Here is a 25163-nt window from a genome sequence, read left to right as displayed (position 1 = left end):
CTCGTGCACCGTGTCCGTGTGCTCGATCCTAGCGACCCCGCGAGTGCCTCTGGATAGGCTGTGGCCATGGCAGCGAAGGCGACTCTCGCGGTGGGCGTGGACATCGGCGGAACGGGGATCAAGTCGGGTCTCGTCGATCTCACCAAGGGCGAGCTGGTCAGCGACCGCGTGCGCGTGTCGACGCCGGAGGGCGCACGTCCGGACGATGTTCTCGCCGCCGTTCACGAGGTCGTCAAGACGCTCGGAGTGGTCGACTCCTCCGTGCCCCTCGGCGTGGCGTTCCCGGCGATCGTCAAGGACGGGCGCACGCTATCGGCCGCGAACGTGTCGCACGAGTGGATCGGTTTCGCGGCGGAGACGTTCTTCGAGAAGGGCCTGGGGCGTCGCATCCACTTCGCGAACGACGCCGACGTCGCCGGGGTCGCCGAGGTCCGCTACGGCGCCGCCAAGGGCGCGAAGGGGCTCACGATCCTCACGACGCTCGGCACGGGCATCGGCTCGGCCATGATCTACAACGGCCTGCTCGTGCCGAACTCCGAGCTCGGACACCTCCAGCGCGCGGACCACGGCGGGGATGCCGAGAGCTACGCCTCCGTCTCGGCCAAGGAGCGCGCCGATCTGTCCTGGGAGGACTGGGCGGAGCGCCTCCAGTGGTATTACGACTACCTGGAGTTCCTGTTCAGCCCCGACCTGTTCGTCGTGGGCGGCGGCGTCTCCAAGAACCCCGAGCGTTTCCTGCCCCTGCTCACGCTGAAGACCCCGATCGTCCCGGCGAAGCATCGGAACAATGCCGGGATCATAGGGGCGGCGGCTCTGGCCGCCGACTGAACCTCCGGCCACGAACTCGCGGGGAAACCCCGCGACAGACAAGCACCGCGCCGCGGCTCTGGCCGCCGACTGAACCTCCGGCCACGAACTCGCGGGGGAACCCCGCGACAGACAAGCACCGCGCCGCGGCTCTGGCCGCCGACTGAGGCGAATGGGCCGGCCTGTACGCCGGGTTCTGTTCCGGGGCCGGAGCCCCTTCGACGGTCATCTCTCTCGGCGACACGTTGCCGTGCCGCTCCAGCGGCCTACCCGGGGACTCGGCGGGCCGCGTCATCATCCCCTGTCTGGCCTTGCTCCGGGCGAGGTTTGCCGTGCGGATCGTGTCACCACGACCCCGGTGGTCTCTTACACCGCCCTTTCACCCTTACCTCGGCCGAGCCGAGGCGGTCTGCTCTCTGTGGCACTGTCTCGCGGATTGCTCCGGGTGGGTGTTACCCACCGCCCTGCCCTGTGGAGCCCGGACGTTCCTCGGCGCGAGTACCCTCGCGACGCGACCGTCCGGCCGACCCATTCGCCCTTCGATTCTACGGGCCGGTCTGTCAGTCCTTGGCCGCGGTCTGCGCGATGCGCAGGTCGAGCGGGAAATCGACCGGGAACCTGCCGAACAGCAGGCGGGCGGCGGATGCCGCAGCATCCCGAACCGCCTCCGCGACCTCGTCCGCCCGCGCGAGGGGCGTGTGGACGATGATCTCGTCGTGCAGGAAGAAGGCGAGATGAGGCCGTGTGGAGAAGACCGGACCGGATGCCGGCGCCCCCCGATCCTCGTCGACCGGATCCATCGCGGCGAGCCGGGTACGGAGGTCGGCGAGCCAGACCAGCGCCCACTCGGCCGCGGTGCCCTGCACGACGAAGTTGCGGGTGAAGCGACCGCGATCCGCCGCGCGCCGACGGGCGCGCGCTTCGTCGGCACCGGATGCGTCGGGCTCCGCGGCGGCGGCCTGGGTGTCTCGCCATCCCGCCGACGTGGTGGGCGAGGTCCGTCCGAGCCACGTCGAGACGACACCTCCCTGCTCCCCCACCCGGGCCGCGTCGTCGACGAGGGCCATGGCGCGCGGGTAGGTGCGGCGCAGCGCGGGCAGGAGCCGTCCGCTGTCACCCGTCGTCGCTCCGTACATCGCCCCGAGGATCGCCACCTTCGCCTCGGCACGCGTCGGCACGGCACCGCTGTCGACGATGCCCGCGTAGAGGTCCTGCCCGCGGGCGGCGCGCGCGAGCGCCGCATCCCCCGACATCGCCGCGAGCACCCGCGGCTCGAGCTGTGCGACGTCCGCCACCACGAGAGCCCATCCGGGGTCCGCGCAGACGGCGGGGCGCAGCTGCCGCGGGATCTGCAGCGCTCCCCCGCCGGATGACGCCCATCGGCCGGTGACGACGCCGGCCGGGACGTACACGGGCCGGAACCGCCCCCCGTGCACCCACTCGGCCAGCCACCCCCAGCCGTTCGCGGCGTACAGGCGTGCGAGCCGCTTGTACTGGATCAGCGGCTCGATGACGGGATGCTCGTAGCGCACGAGTTCCCAGCGACTGGTCGACTCGGCCAGGATGCCGACGCGGTGGAGCGCGCGGAGCAGCTTCGGCTGCGAGTCGAGGCTCGCGGCGGGGTCGCCCAGCTCGGCCCGCACCTCGTCGGCCAGCTGCTGCATCCGGACCGGCATCCCTCCGGCCGCCGGGCGCGTACCGAGGAACTCGCTGAGGAGGCGGTCGTGCTCGGCCGGGTCCCACGGCAGGCCCGCCGTGCGCATCTCGACGGCGATGAGGGCGCCTGCGGACTCGGCCGCGAGCAGCAGCCGCAGGCGGCCGCGGTCGTCCGCTGCGTCGAGTGCGGCGCGCTGGCGGGCGAACTCGGCGAGGGCGGATGCGATGTCGTCCGGCGGTCCCGCCGCTCCCGCATCGAGCTCGAACAAGGCGGCCGGGGCCGGTTCGACGACGGCGGCCGCATCCCATTCCGTCGCCGCGCGGAGCCCGCCGTCGTCGACCACGGTCGCGCTGTCGCGCAGGATCGCGTGGCACAGCCGGAGGTCGTGGACGCGCGCGACCCGCACCCCTGCGGCGAGAAGCTGCGGGTACCACGCCGGCGTGTCGTGCCAGACCCAGCGCGTCCCGGCATCCTCGTCCGCGATGAGCGACGCCAGCTCCTCGGACGGGATCGACGTGCGCGAGAGCTGGCCGCCGTGCGCGTCGAGACGGACGGCGACGATGCGCGCGTCCTCGCGGCCGACGACGATCCAGGCCGGCGGCAGCGGGTCTGCGGAGGGGCTCAGAGCCCCGATTCCTCGGTGCGCACGAGGATGCAGCCGCATTCCGGGCAGGTGGCCACGACGTCCTCGGCGGTCTGCCGGAGGGTGGCGAGATCGGTGCCCGAGAGCACCATCCGGCACCCCTCGCAGGTCTGACGACGCAGCAGCGCCGCACCTGCGCTGCGCGCGCGGAGCTTGTCGTAGAGCGCGACGAGGTCGGCGGGAAGCGTCGTGACGACCGCTGTGCGATCGCGGGTGGATGCCTCGAGCCGAGCCGTCGCCTCGGCGATGTGCTCCTTCGCGGCCGCGGACAGCGACGAGCCCTCGGCGTTCGTCTCGGCGATGAGCGCCTCCTGCTCGTCGACCGCGCGGTTGGCCGTCTCCAGTCGCTCCATCACCTCGAGCTCGGCGTCCTCCAGATCGCTCTTGCGGCGAGCGAGCGAGGCGAGCTCGCTCTCCAGGCCCTGGGCATCCTTCGGCTGGGAGACCGTGCGCAGGCGCTCGTTGTCGCGAGCCGCTCGGGCGTCGACCACCGCCACGTCGGCCTCGATGCGCTTGAGCTCCGCCGTCGCGTCGTCGCGGACGCCCAGGCGGGCGGACAGCTCCTGAGAGAGCGTCTGCCGCTGCGCGATCAGCTCTTGCACGCGGGTCGCCTGCGGCGGGGACGTCCGTGCCGTCTCGGCCTGACGGATGCGGACATCGAGCTCCGCGAGCTCGAGGAGACGGCGCTGGTCGGCAGGGCTGGCGTTCACGTGGACCCGGCCGGGCTCGAACCGACGACATCCACGGTGTAAACGTGGCGCTCTACCAACTGAGCTACAAGTCCTCGACGTCAGTCTATGCGGCGAGATCCGGGCGGCATCGGTACTGGGTAGGCTGATTGATGCGGTGTTTGTCGAGACCGTACAACCCGGACCCCGCCGCAAAGATCACCCCTGGCACGATCTGCCAGTCGACGAAAGGTCACCCGTGACTGTCCACGATCAGGATCCCTACTCCCAGGAGCCCCTCGACAGCGACCCCGAAGAGACGTCGGAGTGGCAGGAGTCGCTCCAGCAGCTCGTCGCAGCCAAGGGCCACGAGCGCGGGCGCGAGATCATGCTGAGTCTGCTGTCCACCTCGCGCGAGCTCCACCTGGGCGTGCCGATGGTTCCGACCACGGACTACATCAACACGATCGCCCCCGAGAACGAACCGGAGTTCCCCGGCGACGAGGAGATCGAGCGCCGCTACCGCGCGTGGATCCGCTGGAATGCGGCCATCACGGTGCACCGCGCACAGCGACCGGGCATCGGGGTCGGCGGGCACATCTCGACGTATGCATCCTCCGCGGCCCTCTACGAGGTGGGCTTCAACCACTTCTTCCGCGGCCAGGACCACCCTTCCGGCGGCGACCAGATCTTCATCCAAGGCCACGCCTCCCCCGGCATCTACGCGCGCTCGTTCCTCGAGGGACGCCTGACCGAGGCGCAGCTCGACGGCTTCCGCCAGGAGAAGTCGCACGCGCCGAACGGCCTGCCCTCCTACCCGCACCCGCGCCTCATGCAGGACTATTGGCAGTTCCCGACGGTGTCGATGGGTCTCGGCCCCATCAACGCCATCTACCAGGCGATGTCGAACAAGTACCTCACCAACCGCGGCATCAAGGACGTCTCCGACGCGCACGTCTGGGCGTTCCTCGGAGACGGCGAGATGGACGAGGTCGAGAGCCGCGGTCAGCTGCAGGTGGCCGCGAACGAGGGGCTCGACAACCTCACCTTCGTCGTCAACGCGAACCTCCAGCGCCTAGACGGGCCCGTGCGCGGCAACGGCAAGATCATCCAGGAGCTCGAGAGCTTCTTCCGCGGCGCGGGCTGGAATGTCATCAAGGTCGTGTGGGGCCGCGAGTGGGACGACCTGCTCGCCCGCGACACCGACGGCGCGCTCCTGAACCTCATGAACGTCACGCCCGACGGCGACTACCAGACGTACAAGGCCGAGAACGGCGCGTACGTCCGGGAGAACTTCTTCGGCCGCGACGAGCGTGCGCTCGCCCTGGTCAAGGACTACAGCGACGAGCAGATCTGGAACCTCAAGCGCGGCGGTCACGACTACCGCAAGGTGTACGCGGCGTTCAAGGCCGCCTTGGAGCACAAGGGTCAGCCGACCGTCATCATCGCGAAGACGATCAAGGGCTACGGCCTCGGTCCGCACTTCGAGGGGCGCAATGCGACGCACCAGATGAAGAAGATGACCCTGGACGACCTGAAGCACTTCCGCGACGCGATGCACATCCCGGTCACGGACGCGCAGCTCGAGGAGAACCCCTACCAGCCGCCGTACTTCAACCCCGGCGCACAGGACGAGACCATCCAGTACATGCTCGAGCGCCGCCGCGCCCTGGGCGGCTTCGTGCCCGAGCGGCGGTCGACGCACGTCCCGATCACCCTCCCGGACGAGAGCGCCTACGCCATCCCGCGCAAGGGCTCGGGCACGCAGGAGATCGCCACCACGATGGCCTTCGTGCGACTGCTGAAGGACCTCCTGCGTGCGAAGGACTTCGGCAACCGGATCGTGCCGATCATCCCGGACGAGGCGCGCACGTTCGGCATCGACGCCTTCTTCCCGACGGCGAAGATCTACAACCCGCACGGCCAGCACTACACGTCGGTCGACCGCGAGCTGCTCCTGGCGTACAAGGAGAGCCCGCAGGGCCAGATCGTCCACGTCGGCATCAACGAGGCCGGCGCGGTCGCGGCGTTCACCGCTGCCGGCACTTCGTACTCGACGCACGGCGAGCCGCTGATCCCGGTCTACGTCTTCTACTCGATGTTCGGCTTCCAGCGCACGGGTGACGCGCAGTGGGCGGCAGGCGACCAGATGGCGCGCGGCTTCGTGATCGGCGCGACCGCGGGCCGCACGACGCTCACCGGCGAGGGCCTGCAGCATGCCGACGGGCATTCGCAGCTGCTCGCCTCCACCAATCCGGCGACGGTGTCGTACGACCCCGCCTACGGCTACGAGATCGCCCACATCGTGCGCTCGGGCCTCGACCGCATGTACGGCGGACAGCACCCCGACCCCAACGTCATGTACTACCTCACGGTGTACAACGAGCCGATGGTCCAGCCGGCGGAGCCGGAGGGCGTGGACGTCGACGGTATCGTCCGTGGCATCCACCGCATCTCGACCGGCGAAGGCGAGGGTCCTCGCGCCCAGCTGTTCGCATCGGGCGTCGGCGTGCCGTGGGCGCTCGAGGCGCAGAAGCTCCTGAAGGACGACTGGGGCGTCGTCGCCGACGTGTGGTCGGTCACCTCGTGGACCGAGCTGCGCCGCGACGGCCTGGACGCCGACGACCACAACTTCCTGCACCCGGGCGAGGAGCGCCGCACGGCGTACCTGACCGAGAAGCTGCGGGGAGCCGAGGGACCGGTCGTCGCCGTCAGCGACTTCATGCACGCGGTGCAGGACCAGATCCGTCCGTGGGTGCCGAACCGCTACGTGACGCTCGGTGCGGATTACTTCGGGTTCTCCGACACGCGTGCGGCCGCCCGGCGCTGGTTCAAGATCGACGGACCGTCGATCGTCGTGCGGACGCTCCAGGCGCTCGCCGACGACGGCGTGGTCGACGCGGGCCTCTCGGCCCAGGCGATCGAGAAGTACCGCCTGCACGACGTCAACGCGGGCACCAGCGGGAATGCCGGCGGGGAGAGCTGACCCGCCTGTGAGCGCCGGTACGCCGACGATGGACAAGGCCGAGACGCTCGCCTGGCTGCGACGCATCGCGGGCGACCTGGCGACGGCCACCATCAAGCGTCTGGAGGACACGCTCCCGTGGTACGCCGAGATGCCACCGGCCCGACGGTCCGCCGTCGGGCTGGTGGCTCAGGCCGGCATCACGTCCTTCATCCAGTGGTACGACGACCCGGCCTCGACGCCGTGGATCGCCGCGGACATCTTCGCCGCCGCTCCGCGTGAGCTGCTGCGCAGTGTCAGCCTCACCCAGACGCTCCAGCTCATCCGAGTCACGGTGGAGATCACCGAGGAACGGGTCACGGGCAAGGGCGAGCAGCTGCGCGAGGCGATCCTGCTCTACTCGCGCGAGGTCGCCTTCGCGGCTGCCGACGTGTACGCCCGCGCTGCGGAGGCGCGCGGCCTGTGGGACGCGCGGCTCGAGGCCCTCGTCGTCGACTCCATCCTGACGGGCGAGGCCGACGAGGAGCTGCCGAGCCGGATCGCGGCGCTGGGATGGCACGGCCACGGCGAGGTGGCCGTGCTCGTCGGCACGACACCCCACCAGTTCGACATCGACCAGGTGCGCCGCACGGCCCGCAAGCTCGGCGTGGATGTCCTCATCGGCGTGCACGGGTCGCGGCTCGTGCTCGTCATCGGGCGCTCCGAGCCGCCGGCGCGTACGGGCGAGGAGATCATCGACCTTCCCTTCACCGACATCGCCAAGCAGCTCGAGCCGGGCTTCGGCCCCGGACACCTCGTCCTCGGCCCGACCGTGCCGGCGCTCGTCGACGCGAGCCAGAGCGCGCGCGCCGCGCTCGCCGGCTTCGCGGTGTCGCAGGCGTGGCGCTCGGCGCCGCGGCCGGTCGAGGCGGACGACCTCCTCCCCGAGCGCGCCCTCGCTGGAGACCCGCTGGCCAAGCAGACCCTCGTCGAGAAGGTCTACCGGCCGCTCAAGGACCACAGCCCGGACCTCGTGGCGACCCTGTGGAGCTATCTGGACAACGGCCGCTCGCTCGAGGCGACGGCACGCGAGCTGTTCGTGCACCCGAACACCGTCCGCTACCGCCTGAAGCGCGTGTCGGAGGTCATCGGGTGGGATGCCACGGGTCCCCGGGAGGCGCTCATCCTCCAGACCGCACTCATCCTGGGTGCGGTCGGGGCCGACGGCGTGCGTCGACGGCCTCCGGCGAACCGGCGTCTGCGCTGACCGTTTCTGTGGAATCAGCACAAACGACTCCAGGATTCTTGTGACCCGATAGCCAGCCGACGCCCGCAATCCTTGACAGGATGGTGAGGTGATCGTCGCCGTCTTCCCCGGACAGGGCTCCCAGACCCCCGGCTTCCTCTCCCCCTGGCTCGAGCTGGAGGGGGCACGCGAGCGCCTCGAGGTCTTCTCGGACCATGCACAGGTCGACCTCGTCGCCGCCGGCACGGAGTGGGACGCCGACGACATCCGGGACACGAGCGTCGCCCAGCCGCTCATCGTGGCCGCGAGCCTCCTGTCGTGGGGCGCCCTCGGCGAGCGGACATCCGTGACGCCGTCGGGCGTCGCGGGGCACTCGGTCGGCGAGCTCGCCGCCCTGGCCGCGGCGGGTGTGCTCTCCCCGGACGACGCGATGCGGCTCGTCGGCATCCGCGGGCGGGCGATGGCGGATGCGGCGGCCGTCGAGGACAGCGGGATGAGCGCGGTCGTCGGCGGAGACCAGGAGTCGGTCGTGGCCCGCCTCGCCGAGCTCGGACTCACGCCGGCGAACTACAACGGCGGCGGCCAGATCGTCGCGGCGGGCGGCCTCGGCGCGCTCGCCGCCCTTGCCGAGCAGCCGGTCGCGGGCACGCGCGTCATCCCGCTGCAGGTCGCGGGCGCCTTCCACACGAGCTTCATGGCGCCGGCGGTCGAGACGCTGCGCGACGCCGCAGTGGAAACGGACGCCTTCGACCCGCAGCTGACACTGTGGACGAACAGCGACGGGTCGATCGTCGACAACGGGCGCCGCGCGCTCGACCTCCTCGTCGGCCAGGTCGCGTCGCCCGTGCGCTGGGACCTGTGCATGGAGGGTTTCGCTCAGGCGGGTGTGAGCGGCATCATCGAATTCTCCCCCGCGGGCACCCTCGTGGGTCTCGCCAAGCGCGCGCTGCGCGGAGTCCCCTCGGTCGCCGTCAAGACGCCGGATGATCTGGATGCCGCGGCCGCCCTGCTCTCGGAAGGCAATGCATGACCGCCACACTGAACCAGCCGACCGGCGCAGCGCACACGCGCATCTACGCGTACGGCGCCGCCCGCGGTGAGAACTACGTCCCCAACGACGATCTCGTCGGGCCGATCGACTCGAGCGACGAGTGGATCCGTCAGCGCACGGGCATCATCACGCGCGTCCGCGCCGACCACGACACGACCGCCGTCGAGCTCGCGACGGATGCCGCCCGTGAGGCCGTCGAGCGCTCCGGCGTGGATCCGTCGCTCATCGACGCGGTCATCGTCGCCACGATCAGCAATCCCAAGCAGTCGCCGTCCGTGGCCGCCATCGTCGCCGATCGCATCGGCACGACGCCGGCCGCCGCCTACGACGTCAACGCCGCGTGCGCCGGCTTCTCGTACGGCGTGGCCCAGGCCGACGCCCTCATCCGCAGCGGCGTCGCGCACTACGCCGTCGTGGTCGGCGCCGAGAAGCTGAGCGACATCGTCGACCCGACGGACCGCAGCATCTCGTTCCTTCTCGGCGACGGCGCAGGCGCTGCCGTCATCGGCCCGAGCGACACCCCGGGCATCGGCCCGACGGTGTGGGGCTCCGACGGCTCGAAGGCCGATGTCGTCGGCATGAACCACACCCTCACCGAGTTCCGCGACGGCGAGGCGCCCTGGCCGACGCTCCGGCAGGAGGGTCCGGCGGTCTTCCGCTGGGCGGTCTGGGAGATGGCGAAGGTCGCGCGACAGGCGCTCGAGGTGTCCGGGATCGAGGCATCCGATCTCGCCGCGTTCATCCCCCACCAGGCCAACATGCGCATCATCGACGAGTTCGCCAAGCAGCTGAAGCTTCCGGACACCGTCATGATCGGCCGCGACATCGAGACCACCGGCAACACGTCGGCGGCCTCCATCCCGCTGGCCACCCACCGGCTCCTCGAGGAGCACCCCGAGCTCAGCGGCGGACTCGCCCTGCAGATCGGATTCGGCGCCGGACTCGTGTTCAGCGCGCAGGTGGTCGTTCTTCCCTGAGCGGCGGACCCCCGACCCTAAACTGAACACCGGCCTGCCCCAGGCCTCAGATCCCCTACGAACAGGAGAACCCCATGGCATACACGAACGACGAGGTCCTCGGCGGACTCGCGGAGCTCATCACCGACGAGACCGGCATCTCGGCCGACGAGGTCACCCTCGAGAAGTCGTTCACGGACGACCTCGACATCGACTCGATCTCGATGATGACGATCGTCGTCAACGCCGAGGAGAAGTTCGGCGTCACCATCCCGGACGACGAGGTCAAGAACCTCAAGACCGTCGGCGACGCCGTCACCTACATCACGTCGAACCAGGCGTAGTCACTCCCGGTGGGGGCTTCGGCCCCCACCCACGATCCCGAGGATCCTCCACCACATGAGCAACTCCCGCATCGTCGTCACCGGCATCGGCGCCACCACTCCGCTCGGCGGCACGGTCCCCGACAGCTGGTCTGCGCTCCTGGACGGCGCGTCCGGGACACACACTCTCGAGGTCGACTGGATCGACGAGTATCAGCTGCCCGTCAGCTTCGCCGCGACGGCGAAGGTCCGCCCCGACACGGTGCTGGAGCGCCCGATCGCCAAGCGCCTCGATCCGTCGGCACAGCTGGCGCTCGTCGCCGCCCGCGAAGCGTGGGAGGACGCCGGAAGCCCCGAGGTCGAGCCGGAGCGACTCGGCGTGGACTTCGCCACCGGCATCGGCGGCCTGTGGACGCTCCTGGACGGCTGGAAGACACTGCAGGAGAAGGGCATCCGGCGCGTCATGCCGATGTCGGTCCCCATGCTCATGCCCAATGCCGCAGCCGGGAACCTCTCGCTGCAGTTCAACGCCCGCGCGTACGCGCGCACCGTCGCCAGCGCCTGCGCGTCGAGCACCGAGGCGATCGTGAACGCCATCGAGCACATCCGCGAAGGCAAGGCCGACGTCGTCATCACCGGCGGCACCGAGTCCGTCATCCATCCGGTCACCATCGCGGCGTTCTCGGCCATGCAGGCCCTGTCGCGCCGCAACGACGACCCCGAGACCGCGTCGCGCCCGACGAGCGTCGACCGCGACGGCTTCGTCATGGGCGAGGGCGCCGCGGTGCTCATCCTCGAGACCGAGGAGCACGCGCGTGCCCGCGGCGCCAAGATCTACGCCGCGGTCGTCGGCGGCGGCGTCACCGCGGACTCCTACCACATCACCGCCAACGACCCCGAGGGCCACGGCGCCGCCCGGGCCGTCAATCTCGCGCTCGACATGGCCGGCGCATCCGTCGACGACGTGACGCACATCAACGCCCATGCGACCTCGACGCCCGTCGGAGACCCCAACGAGTACCAGGCGCTCAAGGCGGTCTTCGGCGACCGGGTCGACGACATCCCCGTCTCGGCCACCAAGGCCTCCACGGGACACCTTCTCGGCGGCACCGGCGCTCTCGAGGCGATCTTCACGATCCTCGCGATCCGCGACCGCGTTGCGCCCCCGACGATCAACATCAGCACGCAGGACCCGGCCGTGCCGTTCCGCGTGTCGGGCTCGGCGCAGGAGCTCGGGTCCGGCGATCAGCTGGCGATCAGCAACTCGTTCGGCTTCGGCGGCCACAACGCCGTCGCCGCGTTCACGAACGTCTGATCCGCGCCTGCCGGCCTACGGAAGAAGCCCCCGGTTGTCCGGGGGCTTCTTCCGTGTCAGGCAGGCGATACGTTTTGTCGGCTTCCGGGAATGTCGTCCTCCGACCGCCGATACTGGCGCCTCCACCTGCCTGAATCCTGCTGACGTTCGCTCGATGTTCGCTGTGCGTGCGCCTAGCCCACCTTGTGAAGCCAGACGACCGGCGCGTCGTCGCTCGCGTGGCGGAACGGCTCGAGCTCCTCGTCCCATGCAGCGCCGAGCGCGATGTCGAGTTCGCGCTCCAGCTCGCGCATGTCACCCCCGGCGACCTCCATCGCGTAGCGGATGCGGTCCTCCCCGATCACGACGTTGCCCGCCGTGTCGGTCTGCGCGTAATGGATGCCGAGCCCCGGAGTGTGCAGCCAACGGCCGCCGTCACTGCGCGGCGTGGGATCTTCGGTCACCTCGAACCGCAGATGCTCCCACCCGCGGATCGCGGTGGACAGAGCCGCGCCGGTGCCCGCCGGGCCCTCCCAGTAGAATTCCGCGCGCCGGCTGCCGGACAGCACCGGCTGGTCTGCCCACTCGAAGCTCGTGCCTCGGCCCAGCACCCGGCCGACGGCCCATTCGAGGTGCGGGCACAGTGCCTTCGGCGCGGAGTGGATGAAGATCACGCCGCGCGCTGATGTCGTCGCCATGTTCTCTCCTTGTCTCAGGTGCGTCTTCCCCTACGACCTGATCGGAGCCACGTGGCGGTTGTTCGGTTCTCGCGGCCATTATGGCGCAGAACACACGGGAATGACAAGCATGTAGTTCCATCCCTATGGAAATGCCGAGACTCCTGAATGAGCCCGCCGCACGGGCGTACGTTCGCATCGTCGTGCAACCGCCCGACGCCCTGAAGGAACATCTGGAGGATCCTGGATGCGCAGAACCATGATGGGAGGGGCACTCGTCGCGGTCGCAGCCGTCGTCGCAGCGCTCTCCGTACCGATGGCGGCGAATGCCGCCCCGGCCGAGAAGACCATTCCCGACTCGGCTCCGGGCTGGCTCAGCCACGGCAAGAAGACCGGCGCCCCTTCGGCATCGGCGGCGGTGCAAGCCCGTGTCTACCTCTCGCCGAACGGCGGCCTGGCCGCGCTGGCGGCCGCCGCGACAGCGGTCTCCACGCCGCGATCCGGCAGCTATCATCACTTCCTCTCGCCGGCGGCCTTCCACGCGCGCTACGACGCGACGTCCAGCACCGTCGACGCCGTCAGCGCCTGGCTGACCGGCGCGGGCATGAGCGTCGCAGCAGTCGAGCCCCACGGTCGCTACATCGACATCACCGGCAACGTGGCCGCGGCGACGAAGGCCTTCGGCGTGTCGATGGCCAACTACACGCACGACGGCCTGAGCGTCCAAGCTCCCACAGGTCCGCTGCAGGCACCCGACTCCGTGGCCGGAGCCGTGCTCGCGGTCTCCGGATTGGACACGACGCCGGAGACGAACGTGCCGCACACTCAGAAGCCGTCGCCTCCCTCGGACGGTTTCCGCAACGCGACTCCGTGCTCGCAGTGGTACGGATCCGAGACGCAGACCAACACGCCGACGCCGGACGGCACGACTCTTCCGCTGTTCAACGGCGCCGCGCTCGCCTTCGCGCCGTGCGGCTACACGGGACCGCAGCTGCGGGGTGCGTACGAGGCCGGAGCGGCATCCGGCGCCAACGGCCGGGGGGTGACCGTCGCGATCGTCGACGCGTACGCATCCCCGACCATCGAATCGGATGCGAACCGCTACGCGACCGACACCGGCGACAGCGCCTTCGCCCCCGGGCAGTTCACGCAGAGCCTGCCGGGCTCGTTCACGCGCGTGAACACCGGGCAGCGCCAGTGCGACGCGTCGGGGTGGTACGGCGAGCAGACGCTCGACGTCGAAGCGGTGCACGCCATGGCACCGGCGGCCGGCATCCGCTACTACGCCTCCAAGAGCTGCTACGACACCGACTTCCTCGACACCTTCGCCCGGATCAACGACGAAGCCAAGGTCAGCGTGGTCTCCAACTCGTGGGGCGACGCCGGCGACAACGTGCGGCCGTCCACTGCGCTGGCCTATGAGGCCGCCTTCCTGCAGGGCGCGATGGAGGGCATCAGCTACGTGTTCTCCACCGGCGACAACGGCGATGAGGCGACCGCGCTCGGCTCGCCGCAGACCGACTTCCCGGCATCCGATCCCTACGTCACCGGCGTGGGCGGAACGTCCACGGAGATCACGCAGGCGGGCGTCGTCGGCGAGACGGGCTGGCAGACCAGCAAGTACTCGCTCGCGAAGGGCGCCTCCGACTGGTCACTCGTCACCGACTTCCTCTACGGCGGCGGCGGCGGCTACTCGTCGAACTTCCCCGAGCCGACGTACCAGACCGATGCGGGCATCGTGAGCCCGAACGGCGGGCGTGCGCTGCCGGATGTCTCGATGGACGCCGACCCGACGACGGGCATGCTCGTCGGCCAGACCCAGTCCTTCACCGGCACGGCGGCCTACGACACGTACCGCATCGGCGGGACCAGCCTGGCCGCCCCGCTGTTCGCCGGGATGACGGCGATCAAGGCACAGGCGAGCGGAGGCGGCCTCGGCCTCCTGAACCAGCTCATCTACAAGAACCACACGGGATTCCAGGACGTCACCGGGGCCGGGGTGGATGCCGGCGACATCCGCGTCGACTTCGCCAACGGACTGGACGCATCCGGCGGGTACCTCTACTCGGTTCGCACGTTCAACGGGGCCGCGACGTCCCTGACCGTCGGGCCCGGCTGGGACTCCTCGACCGGCTGGGGCAGCGCCCGTGCCGGGTGGCTTGCTCCGGCACCGTAGACCCGCATCTCACAGGGAACGGCGGCCCCGGTCTTTCGACCGGGGCCGCCGTTTCGCGGGGTGCGAGGATCAGGCCTCGCTCATGGCCTGGACCTCGGCCTGGCCCTTGGCGGCGTAGTACGCGGCACGAGCCGCATCCTTCCGCGCCTGCTCGGCGTAGCCGGCGTCGAGGATGTCCTGCGACACGGGGTAGCTCTCGACCCGGTTCACTCCGTGGTACTTCTCGATGTACGCGTCGAGCTCCGGGCCGGACGTCCACGAGGTGATGAGGCAGTAGCGCGGGTCGGGGCCCGGGTGGGTCGCGGCGTGCCACAGACGCTGCGTGTCGACGATGAGCTGGGCGCCCGCCGGGAGGGCGATGCGCACCTCGCCCGCCGGGTCGGTGCGGTTCTCGCGCAGGACGAAGAAGCTGTCCTTGTCGTCGGTGAGGTTGAAGAAGCCGCGCACGACCCAGCCGGTGCCGTCCGGGTTCAGGCGGTTGTTGTCGTCCTGGTGCAGGTTGTACAGGCAGTCGCCGTACGTGTTGGGCTGCAGCTCGATGACGCGGCAGCGGCCGACGTTCGCGCCCGGCTCCTGCGCGCGACGGGTGAGGTTGGGCGCTTTCTCGACCTGCGACGGGATCCAGACGCCGTCCTTGTCGGTGCGCGGCGGCTTGTGGTTCCAGAAGCCGTTGCACTCGATCTCGCCGAAGGCGCTGGCCAGCGGCGCGAAGCGCGTGTCGCCGGAGGACTTCCAGTCGTTGTACTCGATGTCGAGCCACTCTTTGGGGTCGAGCTCCTGGTTGTAGCTGTCGAGGACGACGTAGCCGGTCTCCTCGAGGGCTGCGGATTTGATGTAACCCATGCGGATCACCTTTCGTCGGGGGCGAGCGAAGTTTTTACAGGCCCCGGGTAAGGCAAGCCTATCCCGGGGTCCTTGCCGGCCCCGGAACGATGGACCGTGAATAAGCGCACCGAGGGCCGCGCGAATCCCCGCGAATAGACTGGGATGCGGCGTGGCCGGCGCGAGCGGGCACGGAGAGCACACACGAAAGCCGGGAGACGAGCACCACGATGGCCACTGCTGCGAATGTCGATGCCACCGCTGTCAACACGATCGGCTGGCTCGCAGCAGGACACTCGACGATCGTGGTCCCCGTGTATCAGCGGCAGTACCGATGGGACATCGGCGGGTGCGAGCAGCTGCTGGCGGACATCCGCGCCGTGGGCGACTCCGACGACGCCCACACCCACTTCATCGGCTCGATCCTCTCCACCGAGAGCGCCGCGAGCGGCACCACGGAGCTGGTGCTCATCGACGGTCAGCAGCGCATCACGACCCTGATGCTGCTGGTCGCCGCCCTGCACCACACCGTGCGGGAGCACGACGACGCGCTGGCGACGGATCTCGCGCGCGTCCTGGTGCACGACGGCGGGAAGCGCACCAAGCTGCGTCCGCATCGCGAGTGGGCGGACGTCTTCCGCAGCGTGGTCCTCGACGTCCGGGAGGACGGCGACGACCTGCGCGACTCGCGCTTCGACGACAACTACGCGTTCTTCCGCAGTCAGGTGGGCCTCGACGAGGTGCCCCGCGTGTGGCGCGGCCTCCAGAAGCTCGAGCACGTCTCGATCACCCTGGGCGCGGATGCGAATGCCCAGCAGATCTTCGAGAGCCTCAACTCCACCGGCGCGCCCCTGCGCGACCACGAGCTCATCCACAACTACGTGCTGATGGGGCTGTCGCACGCCGAGCAGAACGAGATCGAGGACGAGTACTGGCTTCCGATCGAACGCAACACGGGCGATGCGATCGGTCCGTTCTGGCGCCACTACCTCGTCATGAAGACGGGCCGCGAGGTCGCCGTCGCCGGCGAGCACGGCGTGTACGACGCGTTCCGCCACGAGTTCCCCCGGCTCGACCTGGCGACGCTGCGTGCGCACGCGGCCGAATGGCGCGAGTACTCCGAGGCGTATCGCATCCTGTCCGACCCGACGCAGGAGGGCGACCCGGACATCGCCCGCCAGCTCGCTTATGTGAACACCTTCGGGCGCGCGATCTCGCCTCTGACCATGCGCGGCTACCGCGACCACGCGCGCGGCGACCTGTCGAAGGCGGAGCTCATCGCCCTCCTCGAGCTCGTGCAGTCGCTGCTCGTGCGGCGCACGGTCGTCGGTATCGGCAACGAGCGGATCGTCGCACGGCTGTGCCGCGCGCGCATGGGAGGCCCGTCCGAGCTGGTTCACGCGATCGCCCGCATCACCCCGTCGGACGAGCGCGTGCGGATGGCGCTGAAGTACGGCGAGCTGCCGCACGCCGCCTACATCCTCTCGCGTCTGAGCGACGTGAGGGATGCCGCCGACCTGGAGGTCGCGCACATCCTCCCCCTCGCCCCCGGCGACGCGTGGACCGCCGACGGCATGCGCACGTGGGGCGAGTACACCGAGGACGAGCAGAACAGCCACCGCGCGCTCGCCCAGACGCTCGGCAACCTCGTGCTGCTGGAGGCGCCCCTCGCCGAGCGCGCCTTCGGGGTGTCGTATCCGGAGGCGCGCACGGTGTACGCACGGAGCGCCATCGCCGACTCGCGGGACGCCGCGATGCCGGAGAGTTGGGGCACGGCGGCGATCTCGCAACGCACCTCGCGCCTGACCGATCGATTCGTCGAGGTGTGGCCCCGCCCGGCGATCGAGGGAATCGACGACGACGGCCTCACCCCGATCCTGGATGCGGTTCGCCGGCGCGGCTGGCCGCGCGGATGGCAGCGCGAGTTCGACTACACCGAATACCGCGGCGAGCACTGGGAGGTGCACGACGTGAAGGCGCTGTTCAATCGCGTCTTCAAACGGCTGTGGGCCGACTCGCGCGGCGACGTCGAGGCCTTCAGCGCCCGGCGCGGCGGCCCCATCTACGAGGCCCAGGCGTGGAACGGCCACTGGGACACGCTCGACGACACCCACTTCCTGTTCATGGGCTGGGATGCGAAATACATGCTGACCGCCGTCCAGGGAGTTCTCGAGGAGGCCGGGCTCGCGGCCGAGGTGTTCGTCAAGTACTCGTACATCGCCGCGCACATGTGACGACCGGCCCGGGCGTCGCCGGTAGGCTCGAAGCACAGGGGGCGGTGGCCAAGCTGGTCAAGGCAGCGGGCTCATAACCCGACGATCGTGGGTTCAAGTCCCACCCGCCCTACATGGACGCCATCGCCTGGACGGTTGCGGCCGCCGCGCTGATCGCCGGGGCGGTCATCGTGGCGCTGGCACCGCGCATCGCGCGTGCCGAGCGCGGACGCCGGGCCTCCGGCGGCGGCATGGGCGGTGTCGGCGGCGGCTTCGACGCGGTATGGCGTCCGAGCGCCGAGGAGGCGAACGCCGAGTGGCGCGCACAGGTCGAGGTGCCGGCACCGGCGCCGGCCCCGGGCGACAAGGGCCGCGGGTCGGGCCGCATCGAGGGCGGACGCATCACGATCGAGCCGCGCGGCCGCTGAGTGCCTCGGCCGCGGCTCAGACCTTTCCTCCGCCGCCGCGCGGGATCGGGATCTCCTGACTGTCACTGATCACCTGAGGGTGATAGCGCGCGAGGGTGATGACGCCGTACACCGCCACCGCGCCCGCCGCGACGAAGCCGACGAACGCCCACGGGGGCGCCTCGGCGGCCTCCTGAAGGATCGTGAGGCCGATCGTGACGGCCACGATCGGATCGATCACCGTGAGGCCCGCGACGACGAGGTCGGGCGGACCGACCGAGTAGGCCGTCTGCACGAAGTAGGCGCCGAGCACGACGGCGACCACGAGGCCGATGAGGCAGAGGAGTGTCAGCCAGTTGAAGTCCCGCGCCTGCACGCGCGAGATCACCACCTTCGCGAGGGTCGCGACGAAGCCGTAGATGATGCCGGCGGCGGCGATGTAGAACAGCGGGTGTCCGCGCTTGCGCAGCACGAGCCACAGCACGAGGAGCGCGATCAGCACGATCAGCAGCAGGCTCAGGATGATGATGAGCTGCAGGTTCGACACCGGCGTCTCGGTGGCGAAGAGGGCGGCGATCGTCACGAACACGACGATGCCCGTGATGCAGGCCACGATCGATCGGATCGACTTGCGGGTCGGCTTGTGGCCCGAGATCCGGGCGTTCAGCAGTGTCGTGATGACCAGGGACACGGCGCCGATCGGCTGCACGATGATCAGCGGCGCGACGGCGAGCGCGGACAACTGGCACGTGATGGCCGCGGCGAGCATGAGTGTGCCGAACACCCACGACGGGCGCCGCAGCAGGTTGACCAGCTGGCGGCCGCTCAGCCCGGCGCTCCCGGACGTGCCGGTGAGCTGCTCGACCTTCGTCACGCCGCGATACTGGTATTGCGCGCCGAACGACATGAACACGGCGCCGAGGAGCGCCAGCGGGATGCCGAGGAGGATGGCGGGGTCACGGAACACGCCGACCAGGTGATCGGTGACGTCGCCCAGCGGAGCTCCCAGCGCAATCACTCTTCGACCTTATCGGCAGGCCGCTCGATAGGCTCGAGACGTGGCCGTACTTCCCATCCGCATCATGGGCGATCCCGTTCTGCACGCCCCCGCATCCCCCGTCGGCGAGATCACGGACGAGATCCGCACACTCGTCGCCGACATGTTCGAGACGATGGATGCCGCGCCCGGCGTCGGACTCGCAGCGCCCCAGGTGGGCGTGGGCCTGCGCATCTACACGTACACGTATCAGGACGACGACGGCGCACCCTGGCGCGGCGTCGTCATCAATCCCGAGCTGTGGATGCGGCCGCTCGAGCCCGGAGAGCCGGACCCGGATGAGGAGTCCGAGGGCTGCCTGTCGTTCCCCGGCGAGCGCTTCCCGCTGCGCCGCTCGGATGCCGTCCTCGTGACGGGCACCGATCTCGAGGGCGAGCCCGTGCGGATCGAAGTGGACGGCTGGCGTGCGCGCATCATGCAGCACGAGTTCGACCACCTGGACGGCATCCTGTACATCGACCGGCTCAGCGACAGCGATTGGAAGACCGTCCAGAAGCTCGCCCGCAAGCGCGGGTGGGGGCGCCCCGGGCAGTTCTGGACGCCCGGCGTCGACGACATCGACGCGTGACTTGCGCGCACCGCCGCTGCACCGGGCGCACGGCAGGCATGAGAAAGGCCCCGGGGGTGGAGCCCCGAGGCCTTCGCTCCCCCACTTGGACTCGAACCAAGAACCTATCGGTTAACAGCCGATTGCTCTGCCAATTGAGCTATGGAGGAATGACCACCTTGCGGCGGACAACTCATACATCTTAGCAAGCCGCCGCCGGTGAAACGAAATCAGGAGGCGATCAGCGGGCGCTCGGTCTCGGTGCTCGGCGTCCACACGAGATCACGCGTTCCGTGCCCGAGTGCGACGGGATGTCCGGCATGCAGGACGAGCACGTCGGCGTCGAGCGCATCGACGGCCTCAGCGTCGTTGGTCACCACGAGGGCGGCGAGGGATGCGGCATCCGTCCGTCGCCGGATCGCGGCGAGCACGGCGCGACGCGCGGTCACATCCAGACCGCGGAACGGCTCGTCCGCGACCAGCAGCCGCGGGTCGAGCATGAGGGCCCGGGCGAGCGCGACGCGCTGGCGCATCCCGGCGCTCAGCTCGTAGGGGTACTTCTCGGCGCAGCCGAGCGGGAGGCCCAGTTCGTCGAGGAGGCGCGCGATGCGCAGCGAGAGCGCGCGTCGATTCACCCGCCGGTCGCGGCTCGTGATCGGCGACCCGATGATCTCCCCGACGCTGAGCCGTGCGGGCAGAGAGGATTCGGCATCCTGCGGCACAAGGCCCGTCGCGTACAGACGCTCGCGGCGCGCGCGTCCGCCACGCTCCGCGGATGCGCCGAACACCTGCGCCGCGCCGCCCGCGATGCGGATGCCGGCGTCGTCCGCCCCGGCGAGGATCGTCGCGAGGCTCGACTTGCCCGCACCCGCCGGTCCCATGACGGCGAGCGTCCGACCCGGCCGCAGAACGAACGAGACACCGTCGATCACGCGGTAGGCCCCGCCGCCGCGCGCCGAGGCGCGCAGAAGCGACAGGTCGGAGCAGCGGATCACGGCGTCATCGTCGGCGCGGAGCATGTGCTCATCCTGCCTGTCGCGGGGTCGCTCCGCTACTGCTGCATCTCCTCCAGGATGCGCTGGCGGTCGGCGTCGAGCTCACGCAGCATGACGCGCACGCGTCGGCCCTCCTCGGAGTCGGCCGGCACGCGCTGAATCGTCCGCAGCAGTTCGGCCTTGTCTGCGTCGAACGCGCGCAGCACGAGCTGGCGCGCGAGGTCTCGCGTCGACGCCACCGCGTGCTCGTCGTCACGCGCCGGGAAGTCGGCGGTGAGCAGCTCGGCCGCCAGCGTCCGGTAGGGCTCGCGCACCGCGGACACGGCGTCGACCGCCCAGCCCGGGCGCCGGCGATCGGCGGTGGAGGCCACGACCGACCGCACCGCGTCGAGGGCGGGTGTGCGGAACGGCAGGTCGACCGCCCGCTGCAGCAGGTCGGGCTCGATGCGGTGCCCGTACTGGAGGAAGCCCATGACGGCGTCGCGCTCGAGCGCGACATCCTTCGTCTTGGGCAGCGTGGTCAGCGACACCCTGATCGGCGGCAGATCGTCGGGCGGATACGCATCCGTCACCTCGCGGTACCCGTCGTACTCGCCATCGTGTCGCCCGGGGCGAGCAGCGTCCGGTCGCGAGCTCCCCGGCCGGGTGGCACCCGATCGTCCCGATTCGGGTGCCCGGTTCTCGCGGCGTCCCTGGTCCGGCCGACCCCCGTCGACGCGACGGGGATCGCGACCGGCATCCGTGCGTCCTCCCTCGGTGCGCGCGCCCTCCGAGCGCGCAGCGCGGCCCGCCCGGTTGACCGCCTCCGTCACCTCGGCGATCTCGAGCCCGATGCGACGCGCCAGCACACGCACGTAGCCCGCGCGAAGCGCCGAGTCGCGGATGTCGGCGACGATCGGAGCGGCGGCGCGCAGGGCGCCGGCCCGCCCTTCGACCGTGCCGAGGTCGAACCCCTTCAGCCGCTGGTCGATGACGAACTCGAACATGGGCACCTTCGTGTCCATGAGGGATGCCACGGCCCCGTCGCCGCGCTGGAGCCGGAGGTCGCACGGGTCGAGGCCCTCGGGTGCGACCGCGACGAAGCTCTGCGCCTGCAGCTCACGCGTCTCGGCGAAGGCGCGAACGGCGGCCTTCTGGCCCGCGGCATCCGGATCGAACGTGAAGACCACCTCAGCCGCCGCATCGTCGCCCATGATGCGCCGCAGCATCCGCATGTGCTCGGCGCCGAACGCCGTGCCGCACGTCGCCACGGCTGTGGTCACGCCCGCGAGGTGGCACGCCATGACATCCGTGTACCCCTCGACGATGACGACCCGGCGCGGGTCGCCGCGGGAGATGTCGCGCTTCGCGAGGTCGAGTCCGTAGAGAACCTGGGTCTTCTTGTAGAGCTGCGTCTCGGGAGTGTTGAGGTACTTCGGACCGCTGTCGTCGTCGAACAGCCGACGCGCGCCGAAGCCGAGCACCTGCCCGGTGACGTCGCGGATCGGCCAGATCACGCGCCCGCGGAACCGGTCGTAGACCCCGCGCTGCCCCTGGGAGACGAGACCGGCCGCGAGCATCTCGTCCCGCGTGAAGCCCTGCGCAGTGAGGGCGTCCAGCATGCCGGACCAGCCCTTCGGCGCGTAGCCGACGCCGAAGTGGGCCGCCGCGCCGGCGTCGAACCCGCGCTCGCCCAGGAATCGCCGGCCGATGTCGGCCTCGGGAGTCATCAGCTGTGCGCGGAAGTATTCGGCCGCGGCGGCGTTCGCCGCGTACAGGCGGGTCCGGCCGGACGTCTCAGGCGCCGATCCCCCGTCCTCGTAGTGGAGTGTGTAGCCGATGCGCCCGGCGAGCCGCTCCACGGCCTCCTGGAAGCTCACGTGGTCGATCTCGCGCAGGAACGTGTACACGTCGCCGGACTGGTCGCAGCCGAAGCAGTGATAGAAGCCCACCTGCGGACGTACGTGGAAACTCGGGGTGCGTTCGTCGTGGAACGGGCACAGGCCCTTGAGCGACCCGACGCCGGCGGACTTCAGCGCGACGCGCTCCCCGATGATGTCGGCGATGTTCGTGCGCGCCTTGACCTCGTCGACGTCGGCCTGCGCGATGCGCCCGGGCATCAGAGCCCCTCGACAGGCTCGGGGACCGGCGGAGCGGCGGGGGCAGGATGCCGCGGCTCGGGCGCCCAGATGCCGAGGGATGCCGCATCCACATCGCCGACGAGTCGCCGGTGCCACGCGATGGCGAGCTGATCCGTGAGACTCGCGACCTGGTCGACGACGACACGGCGGCGCGCCGCATCCGTCTCCGCCGCCGCGAAATCGCCCGCGTACACCGCGTCGAGCTCCTCGGGCCGCTCCCAGAGTGCGGTCGCGAGGCGCTTGAGCACCCGACGCTGCTCGCGGTACAGCTCTTTGCGGCCCTCGATCGTGACGACCGCCGCGCCGATGGTGCCCTTCAGCACCGCCATCTCGGCCTCGACGACACGGGGCACGACGACGTGCGCGCGGTAGCGGGTGAGCTCCGAGGTCGGGAAGATGTCGCGCGTCGCACCGGTGGCGGCACGCGCGAAGCGGCCGATGAGGTCGGAGGTGAGGTTCTTGAGCCTGGCCAGGGCCGGCCGCGAGCCGTCGAAGGACGGAAGCCACTCGGGCAGGCTCGTCAGGCGGTGCAGGGCGTCGGCGAGCTCGTCGCGTGCGAAGTCGAAGCCGACCCACGACTGGATCGCCGTGACGAGCGTCTCGTGCTCGCCGGGCGCGGTGAGCCGCGACGGGTCGAGATAGCCGTTGACGATCGCATCCTCGAAGTCGTGCACCGAGTACGCGATGTCGTCGGACAGGTCCATGACCTCGGCCTCGATGCAGCGGACCCGTCCGGGTGCACCGGCGCGCATCCAGTGGAACACCGGCTCGTCGTCGGGGTACACGCCGAATTTCAGCCGGCCGCCGGGGTCGGGCAGGGGATGTGCGGCCGTCCAGGGGTATTTGCACGTGGCGTCGAGGCTCGCCCGCGTGAGGTTGAGGCCGACGCTGCGCCCTGCCGCGTCGAACACCTTCGGCTCCAGCCGCGTGACGATGCGCAAGGTCTGGGCGTTGCCCTCGAACCCGCCGATGTCCTCGGCCCACTCGTTCATGGCGCGCTCGCCGTTGTGGCCGAACGGCGGGTGCCCGAGGTCGTGGCTGAGGCACGCCGTGTCGACGACGTCGGGCGCGAGCTGCAGCGCGGTCGCGAGCTCCCGGCCGACCTGCGCGACCTCCAGCGAGTGGGTGAGGCGATTGCGCGCGAAATCCGCGGGGCTCGCGGGGCTCAGGACCTGCGTCTTGGCGGCGAGCCGCCGCAGCGCGGCGGAGTGCAGGACGCGCGCGCGATCCCGGGCGAAGTCGTCGCGCTGCGACCGGTGCCGTTCGGAGTGGAAGCGCTCGGCGTCGGCATCGCCGTAGCCGGCGGGACGGGATGCCGTCTGCGCCGGCAGCTCAGCCGCCACTGGTGTCGAGCTCCGCTTCGAGGAGCGTGCAGGATGCGTCTTCGCCCAGCTCGCGCGAATCGAGCCAGCCGTCCGGCAGCGCCGGACGCTTCGGGGTGCCGGCACGGCCGCGCTGACCCTCGGCGGCGGCACCCGGATACGGTGCCTCCCCGTCGAGAGTGGCCAGCAGGTCGTCGATCTCGGCGAGGCTCGACGCGGTCGCGAGCTGCGCGCGGGTGTCGCCGCCCACGGGATACCCCTTGAAGTACCACGCCACGTGCTTGCGGATGTCGCGGCATCCCCGGCCCTCGTCTTCGAAGAATTCCACGAGGAGCTCCGCGTGCCGCCGGAAGGCCTGTGCGACGAAGCCGAGGGTGGCGTCCACGGGCATCGAGTCCGTCTCGGGGCCGAGCGCACGGGCGAGGTCGCCGAACAGCCACGGGCGGCCGAGGCATCCACGACCCACGACGACACCGTCGCATCCTGTCTCCGCCATCATGCGGACGGCGTCGTGCGCCGACCAGATGTCGCCGTTGCCGAGCACGGGCACGCTCGTCACGGTCTCCTTGAGCTTCGCGATCGCCGACCAGTCGGCGGTGCCGGAGTAGAACTCCGACGCGGTGCGGCCGTGCAGGGCGACCGCGGCGACACCGGCGTCCTCGGCGATGCGTCCGGCATCGAGGTACGTCAGATGGTCGGCGTCGATGCCCTTGCGCATCTTGACCGTGAGCGGGATATCACCCGCGGCGCGGACGGCGCCCTCGACGATGTCGCGGAAGAGACCCGTCTTCCAGGGCAGTGCCGAGCCGCCCCCCTTGCGCGTCACCTTGGGCACGGGGCAGCCGAAGTTCAGGTCGATGTGGTCGGCGTGGTCTTCGGCGACGATGATCCGCACGGCATCCGCGATCGTCTTCGGATCGACGCCGTAGAGCTGGATCGAGCGCGGCGTCTCGGACTCGTGATGACGGATGAGCCGCATCGTGGTGACGTTGCGCTCGACGAGCGCCCGCGAGGTGATCATCTCGCTGACGTACAGGCCCGCGCCGTACTCGCGGCACAAGCGCCGGAATGCGGTGTTGGTGATGCCGGCCATGGGGGCGAGCACGACGGGCGCATCGAGCTCGATCGGCCCGATGCGCAGGGCACGGGCGGGCGCGAGCGCAGAAGTCACTCGGTCATTCTCCCAGACGCAGGCGTGGGACGGCTGACCGTCCCCAGGGAGCGCCCGGCGCGGCGCC

At 70.4% G+C, this 25163-nt stretch carries 20 protein-coding genes, 3 tRNA genes and 1 other RNA gene; 12 read left to right on the top strand and 12 right to left on the bottom strand.

Annotated elements, in window-relative coordinates; translation table 11 throughout:
• The first annotated feature begins 66 nt into the window (after positions 1–66).
• Positions 67–828 carry a polyphosphate--glucose phosphotransferase gene (gene ppgK, locus SM116_RS09160; RefSeq protein ID WP_320940685.1) on the top strand — a complete coding sequence of 254 codons (762 nt, stop codon included), beginning with the start codon at positions 67–69 and terminating at the stop codon, positions 826–828.
• Positions 829–976: 148 nt separating this feature from the next.
• Here the strand turns inward: ppgK and rnpB are convergent.
• The 4 genes from rnpB to SM116_RS09140 all read right to left on the bottom strand — a co-directional run bounded on the left by rnpB (position 977) and on the right by SM116_RS09140 (position 3891).
• Positions 977–1338: RNase P RNA component class A (rnpB, locus tag SM116_RS09155), an RNA gene on the bottom strand.
• A 29-nt stretch (positions 1339–1367) separates the two neighbouring features.
• Positions 1368–3128 (bottom strand): bifunctional 3'-5' exonuclease/DNA polymerase, encoded by a 1761-nt coding sequence (locus SM116_RS09150; protein ID WP_320940684.1) that lies wholly within the window; start codon positions 3126–3128, stop codon positions 1368–1370.
• On the bottom strand, positions 3086–3817 hold the full coding sequence (locus tag SM116_RS09145) for a zinc ribbon domain-containing protein (protein ID WP_320940683.1): 732 nt from the start codon (positions 3815–3817) through the stop codon (positions 3086–3088). Before SM116_RS09145 ends, SM116_RS09150 begins: the two co-directional genes overlap by 43 nt.
• A gap of 1 nt (position 3818) precedes the next feature.
• Positions 3819–3891, bottom strand: a tRNA-Val gene (locus SM116_RS09140).
• A 143-nt stretch (positions 3892–4034) separates the two neighbouring features.
• On the opposite strand from SM116_RS09140, the gene aceE reads away from it, so the two are divergent.
• From aceE to SM116_RS09110, 6 genes are all read left to right on the top strand, one after another.
• Positions 4035–6761: a pyruvate dehydrogenase (acetyl-transferring), homodimeric type gene (gene aceE / locus SM116_RS09135; RefSeq protein ID WP_320940682.1), complete on the top strand. Its 2727-nt coding sequence runs from the start codon at positions 4035–4037 to the stop codon at positions 6759–6761.
• A gap of 28 nt (positions 6762–6789) precedes the next feature.
• Positions 6790–7986: a PucR family transcriptional regulator gene (locus SM116_RS09130; protein WP_320944144.1), complete on the top strand. Its 1197-nt coding sequence runs from the start codon at positions 6790–6792 to the stop codon at positions 7984–7986.
• A gap of 88 nt (positions 7987–8074) precedes the next feature.
• Positions 8075–8995: an ACP S-malonyltransferase gene (locus SM116_RS09125; RefSeq protein WP_320940681.1), complete on the top strand. Its 921-nt coding sequence runs from the start codon at positions 8075–8077 to the stop codon at positions 8993–8995.
• Positions 8992–9993: a beta-ketoacyl-ACP synthase III gene (locus tag SM116_RS09120; RefSeq protein ID WP_320940680.1), complete on the top strand. Its 1002-nt coding sequence runs from the start codon at positions 8992–8994 to the stop codon at positions 9991–9993. The genes SM116_RS09125 and SM116_RS09120 overlap by 4 nt, the downstream gene beginning before the upstream one ends.
• Before the next feature lie 74 nt (positions 9994–10067).
• Entirely contained in the window at positions 10068–10316 is a 249-nt protein-coding gene (locus tag SM116_RS09115; protein ID WP_320940679.1) for an acyl carrier protein, read from the top strand.
• Between the two features lie 55 nt (positions 10317–10371).
• A complete protein-coding gene (locus tag SM116_RS09110) occupies positions 10372–11610 on the top strand; it encodes a beta-ketoacyl-[acyl-carrier-protein] synthase family protein (protein WP_320940678.1) in 1239 nt (412 codons plus the stop codon).
• 173 nt (positions 11611–11783) lie between these two features.
• On the opposite strand, the gene SM116_RS09105 is transcribed toward SM116_RS09110, so the two are convergent.
• Positions 11784–12287 (bottom strand): DUF3145 domain-containing protein, encoded by a 504-nt coding sequence (locus tag SM116_RS09105; RefSeq protein ID WP_320940677.1) that lies wholly within the window; start codon positions 12285–12287, stop codon positions 11784–11786.
• Between the two features lie 226 nt (positions 12288–12513).
• Between SM116_RS09105 and SM116_RS09100 the strand changes: the two genes are divergently transcribed.
• A complete protein-coding gene (locus SM116_RS09100) occupies positions 12514–14442 on the top strand; it encodes a S53 family peptidase (RefSeq protein WP_320940676.1) in 1929 nt (642 codons plus the stop codon).
• Between the two features lie 69 nt (positions 14443–14511).
• Here SM116_RS09100 and SM116_RS09095 read toward each other — a convergent pair whose 3' ends face one another.
• The gene (locus SM116_RS09095) at positions 14512–15285 is read right to left on the bottom strand and encodes a hypothetical protein (protein ID WP_320940675.1); all 774 of its coding nucleotides are present in this window, start codon (positions 15283–15285) and stop codon (positions 14512–14514) included.
• Between the two features lie 209 nt (positions 15286–15494).
• Here SM116_RS09095 and SM116_RS09090 point away from each other — a divergent pair, with 209 nt between their 5' ends.
• The 3 genes from SM116_RS09090 to SM116_RS09080 all read left to right on the top strand — a co-directional run bounded on the left by SM116_RS09090 (position 15495) and on the right by SM116_RS09080 (position 17905).
• A complete protein-coding gene (locus SM116_RS09090; RefSeq protein WP_320940674.1) occupies positions 15495–17498 on the top strand; it encodes a GmrSD restriction endonuclease domain-containing protein in 2004 nt (667 codons plus the stop codon).
• A 38-nt stretch (positions 17499–17536) separates the two neighbouring features.
• Positions 17537–17610: transfer RNA gene (locus SM116_RS09085), tRNA-Ile, on the top strand.
• 1 nt (position 17611) lies between these two features.
• Positions 17612–17905, top strand: a complete 294-nt coding sequence (locus SM116_RS09080; RefSeq protein WP_320940673.1) for a hypothetical protein — start codon at positions 17612–17614, stop codon at positions 17903–17905.
• A 16-nt stretch (positions 17906–17921) separates the two neighbouring features.
• Here the strand turns inward: SM116_RS09080 and SM116_RS09075 are convergent, their stop codons facing one another.
• Entirely contained in the window at positions 17922–18902 is a 981-nt protein-coding gene (locus SM116_RS09075) for a DMT family transporter (RefSeq protein ID WP_320940672.1), read from the bottom strand.
• Between the two features lie 40 nt (positions 18903–18942).
• Between SM116_RS09075 and def the strand changes: the two genes are divergently transcribed.
• Entirely contained in the window at positions 18943–19509 is a 567-nt protein-coding gene (gene def / locus SM116_RS09070) for a peptide deformylase (protein ID WP_320940671.1), read from the top strand.
• A 76-nt stretch (positions 19510–19585) separates the two neighbouring features.
• On the opposite strand, the gene SM116_RS09065 is transcribed toward def, so the two are convergent.
• From SM116_RS09065 to dusB, 5 genes are all read right to left on the bottom strand, one after another.
• Positions 19586–19658, bottom strand: a tRNA-Asn gene (locus tag SM116_RS09065).
• A 60-nt stretch (positions 19659–19718) separates the two neighbouring features.
• Positions 19719–20507, bottom strand: a complete 789-nt coding sequence (locus SM116_RS09060) for an ATP-binding cassette domain-containing protein (protein ID WP_320940670.1) — start codon at positions 20505–20507, stop codon at positions 19719–19721.
• A gap of 32 nt (positions 20508–20539) precedes the next feature.
• The gene (dnaG, locus tag SM116_RS09055; protein ID WP_320940669.1) at positions 20540–22582 is read right to left on the bottom strand and encodes a DNA primase; all 2043 of its coding nucleotides are present in this window, start codon (positions 22580–22582) and stop codon (positions 20540–20542) included.
• Positions 22582–23946: a deoxyguanosinetriphosphate triphosphohydrolase gene (locus tag SM116_RS09050; protein WP_320940668.1), complete on the bottom strand. Its 1365-nt coding sequence runs from the start codon at positions 23944–23946 to the stop codon at positions 22582–22584. The genes dnaG and SM116_RS09050 overlap by 1 nt, the downstream gene beginning before the upstream one ends.
• The gene (gene dusB, locus SM116_RS09045) at positions 23936–25096 is read right to left on the bottom strand and encodes a tRNA dihydrouridine synthase DusB (protein ID WP_320940667.1); all 1161 of its coding nucleotides are present in this window, start codon (positions 25094–25096) and stop codon (positions 23936–23938) included. The genes SM116_RS09050 and dusB overlap by 11 nt, the downstream gene beginning before the upstream one ends.
• Between the last annotated feature and the right edge of the window lie 67 nt (positions 25097–25163).

The organism is Microbacterium rhizosphaerae (assembly GCF_034120055.1).
Classification (GTDB): Bacteria; Actinomycetota; Actinomycetes; order Actinomycetales; family Microbacteriaceae; genus Microbacterium; species Microbacterium rhizosphaerae.
The sequence above is the reverse complement of the archived record's forward strand: the minus strand, read 5'-3'. Positions and strand labels throughout refer to the sequence as shown.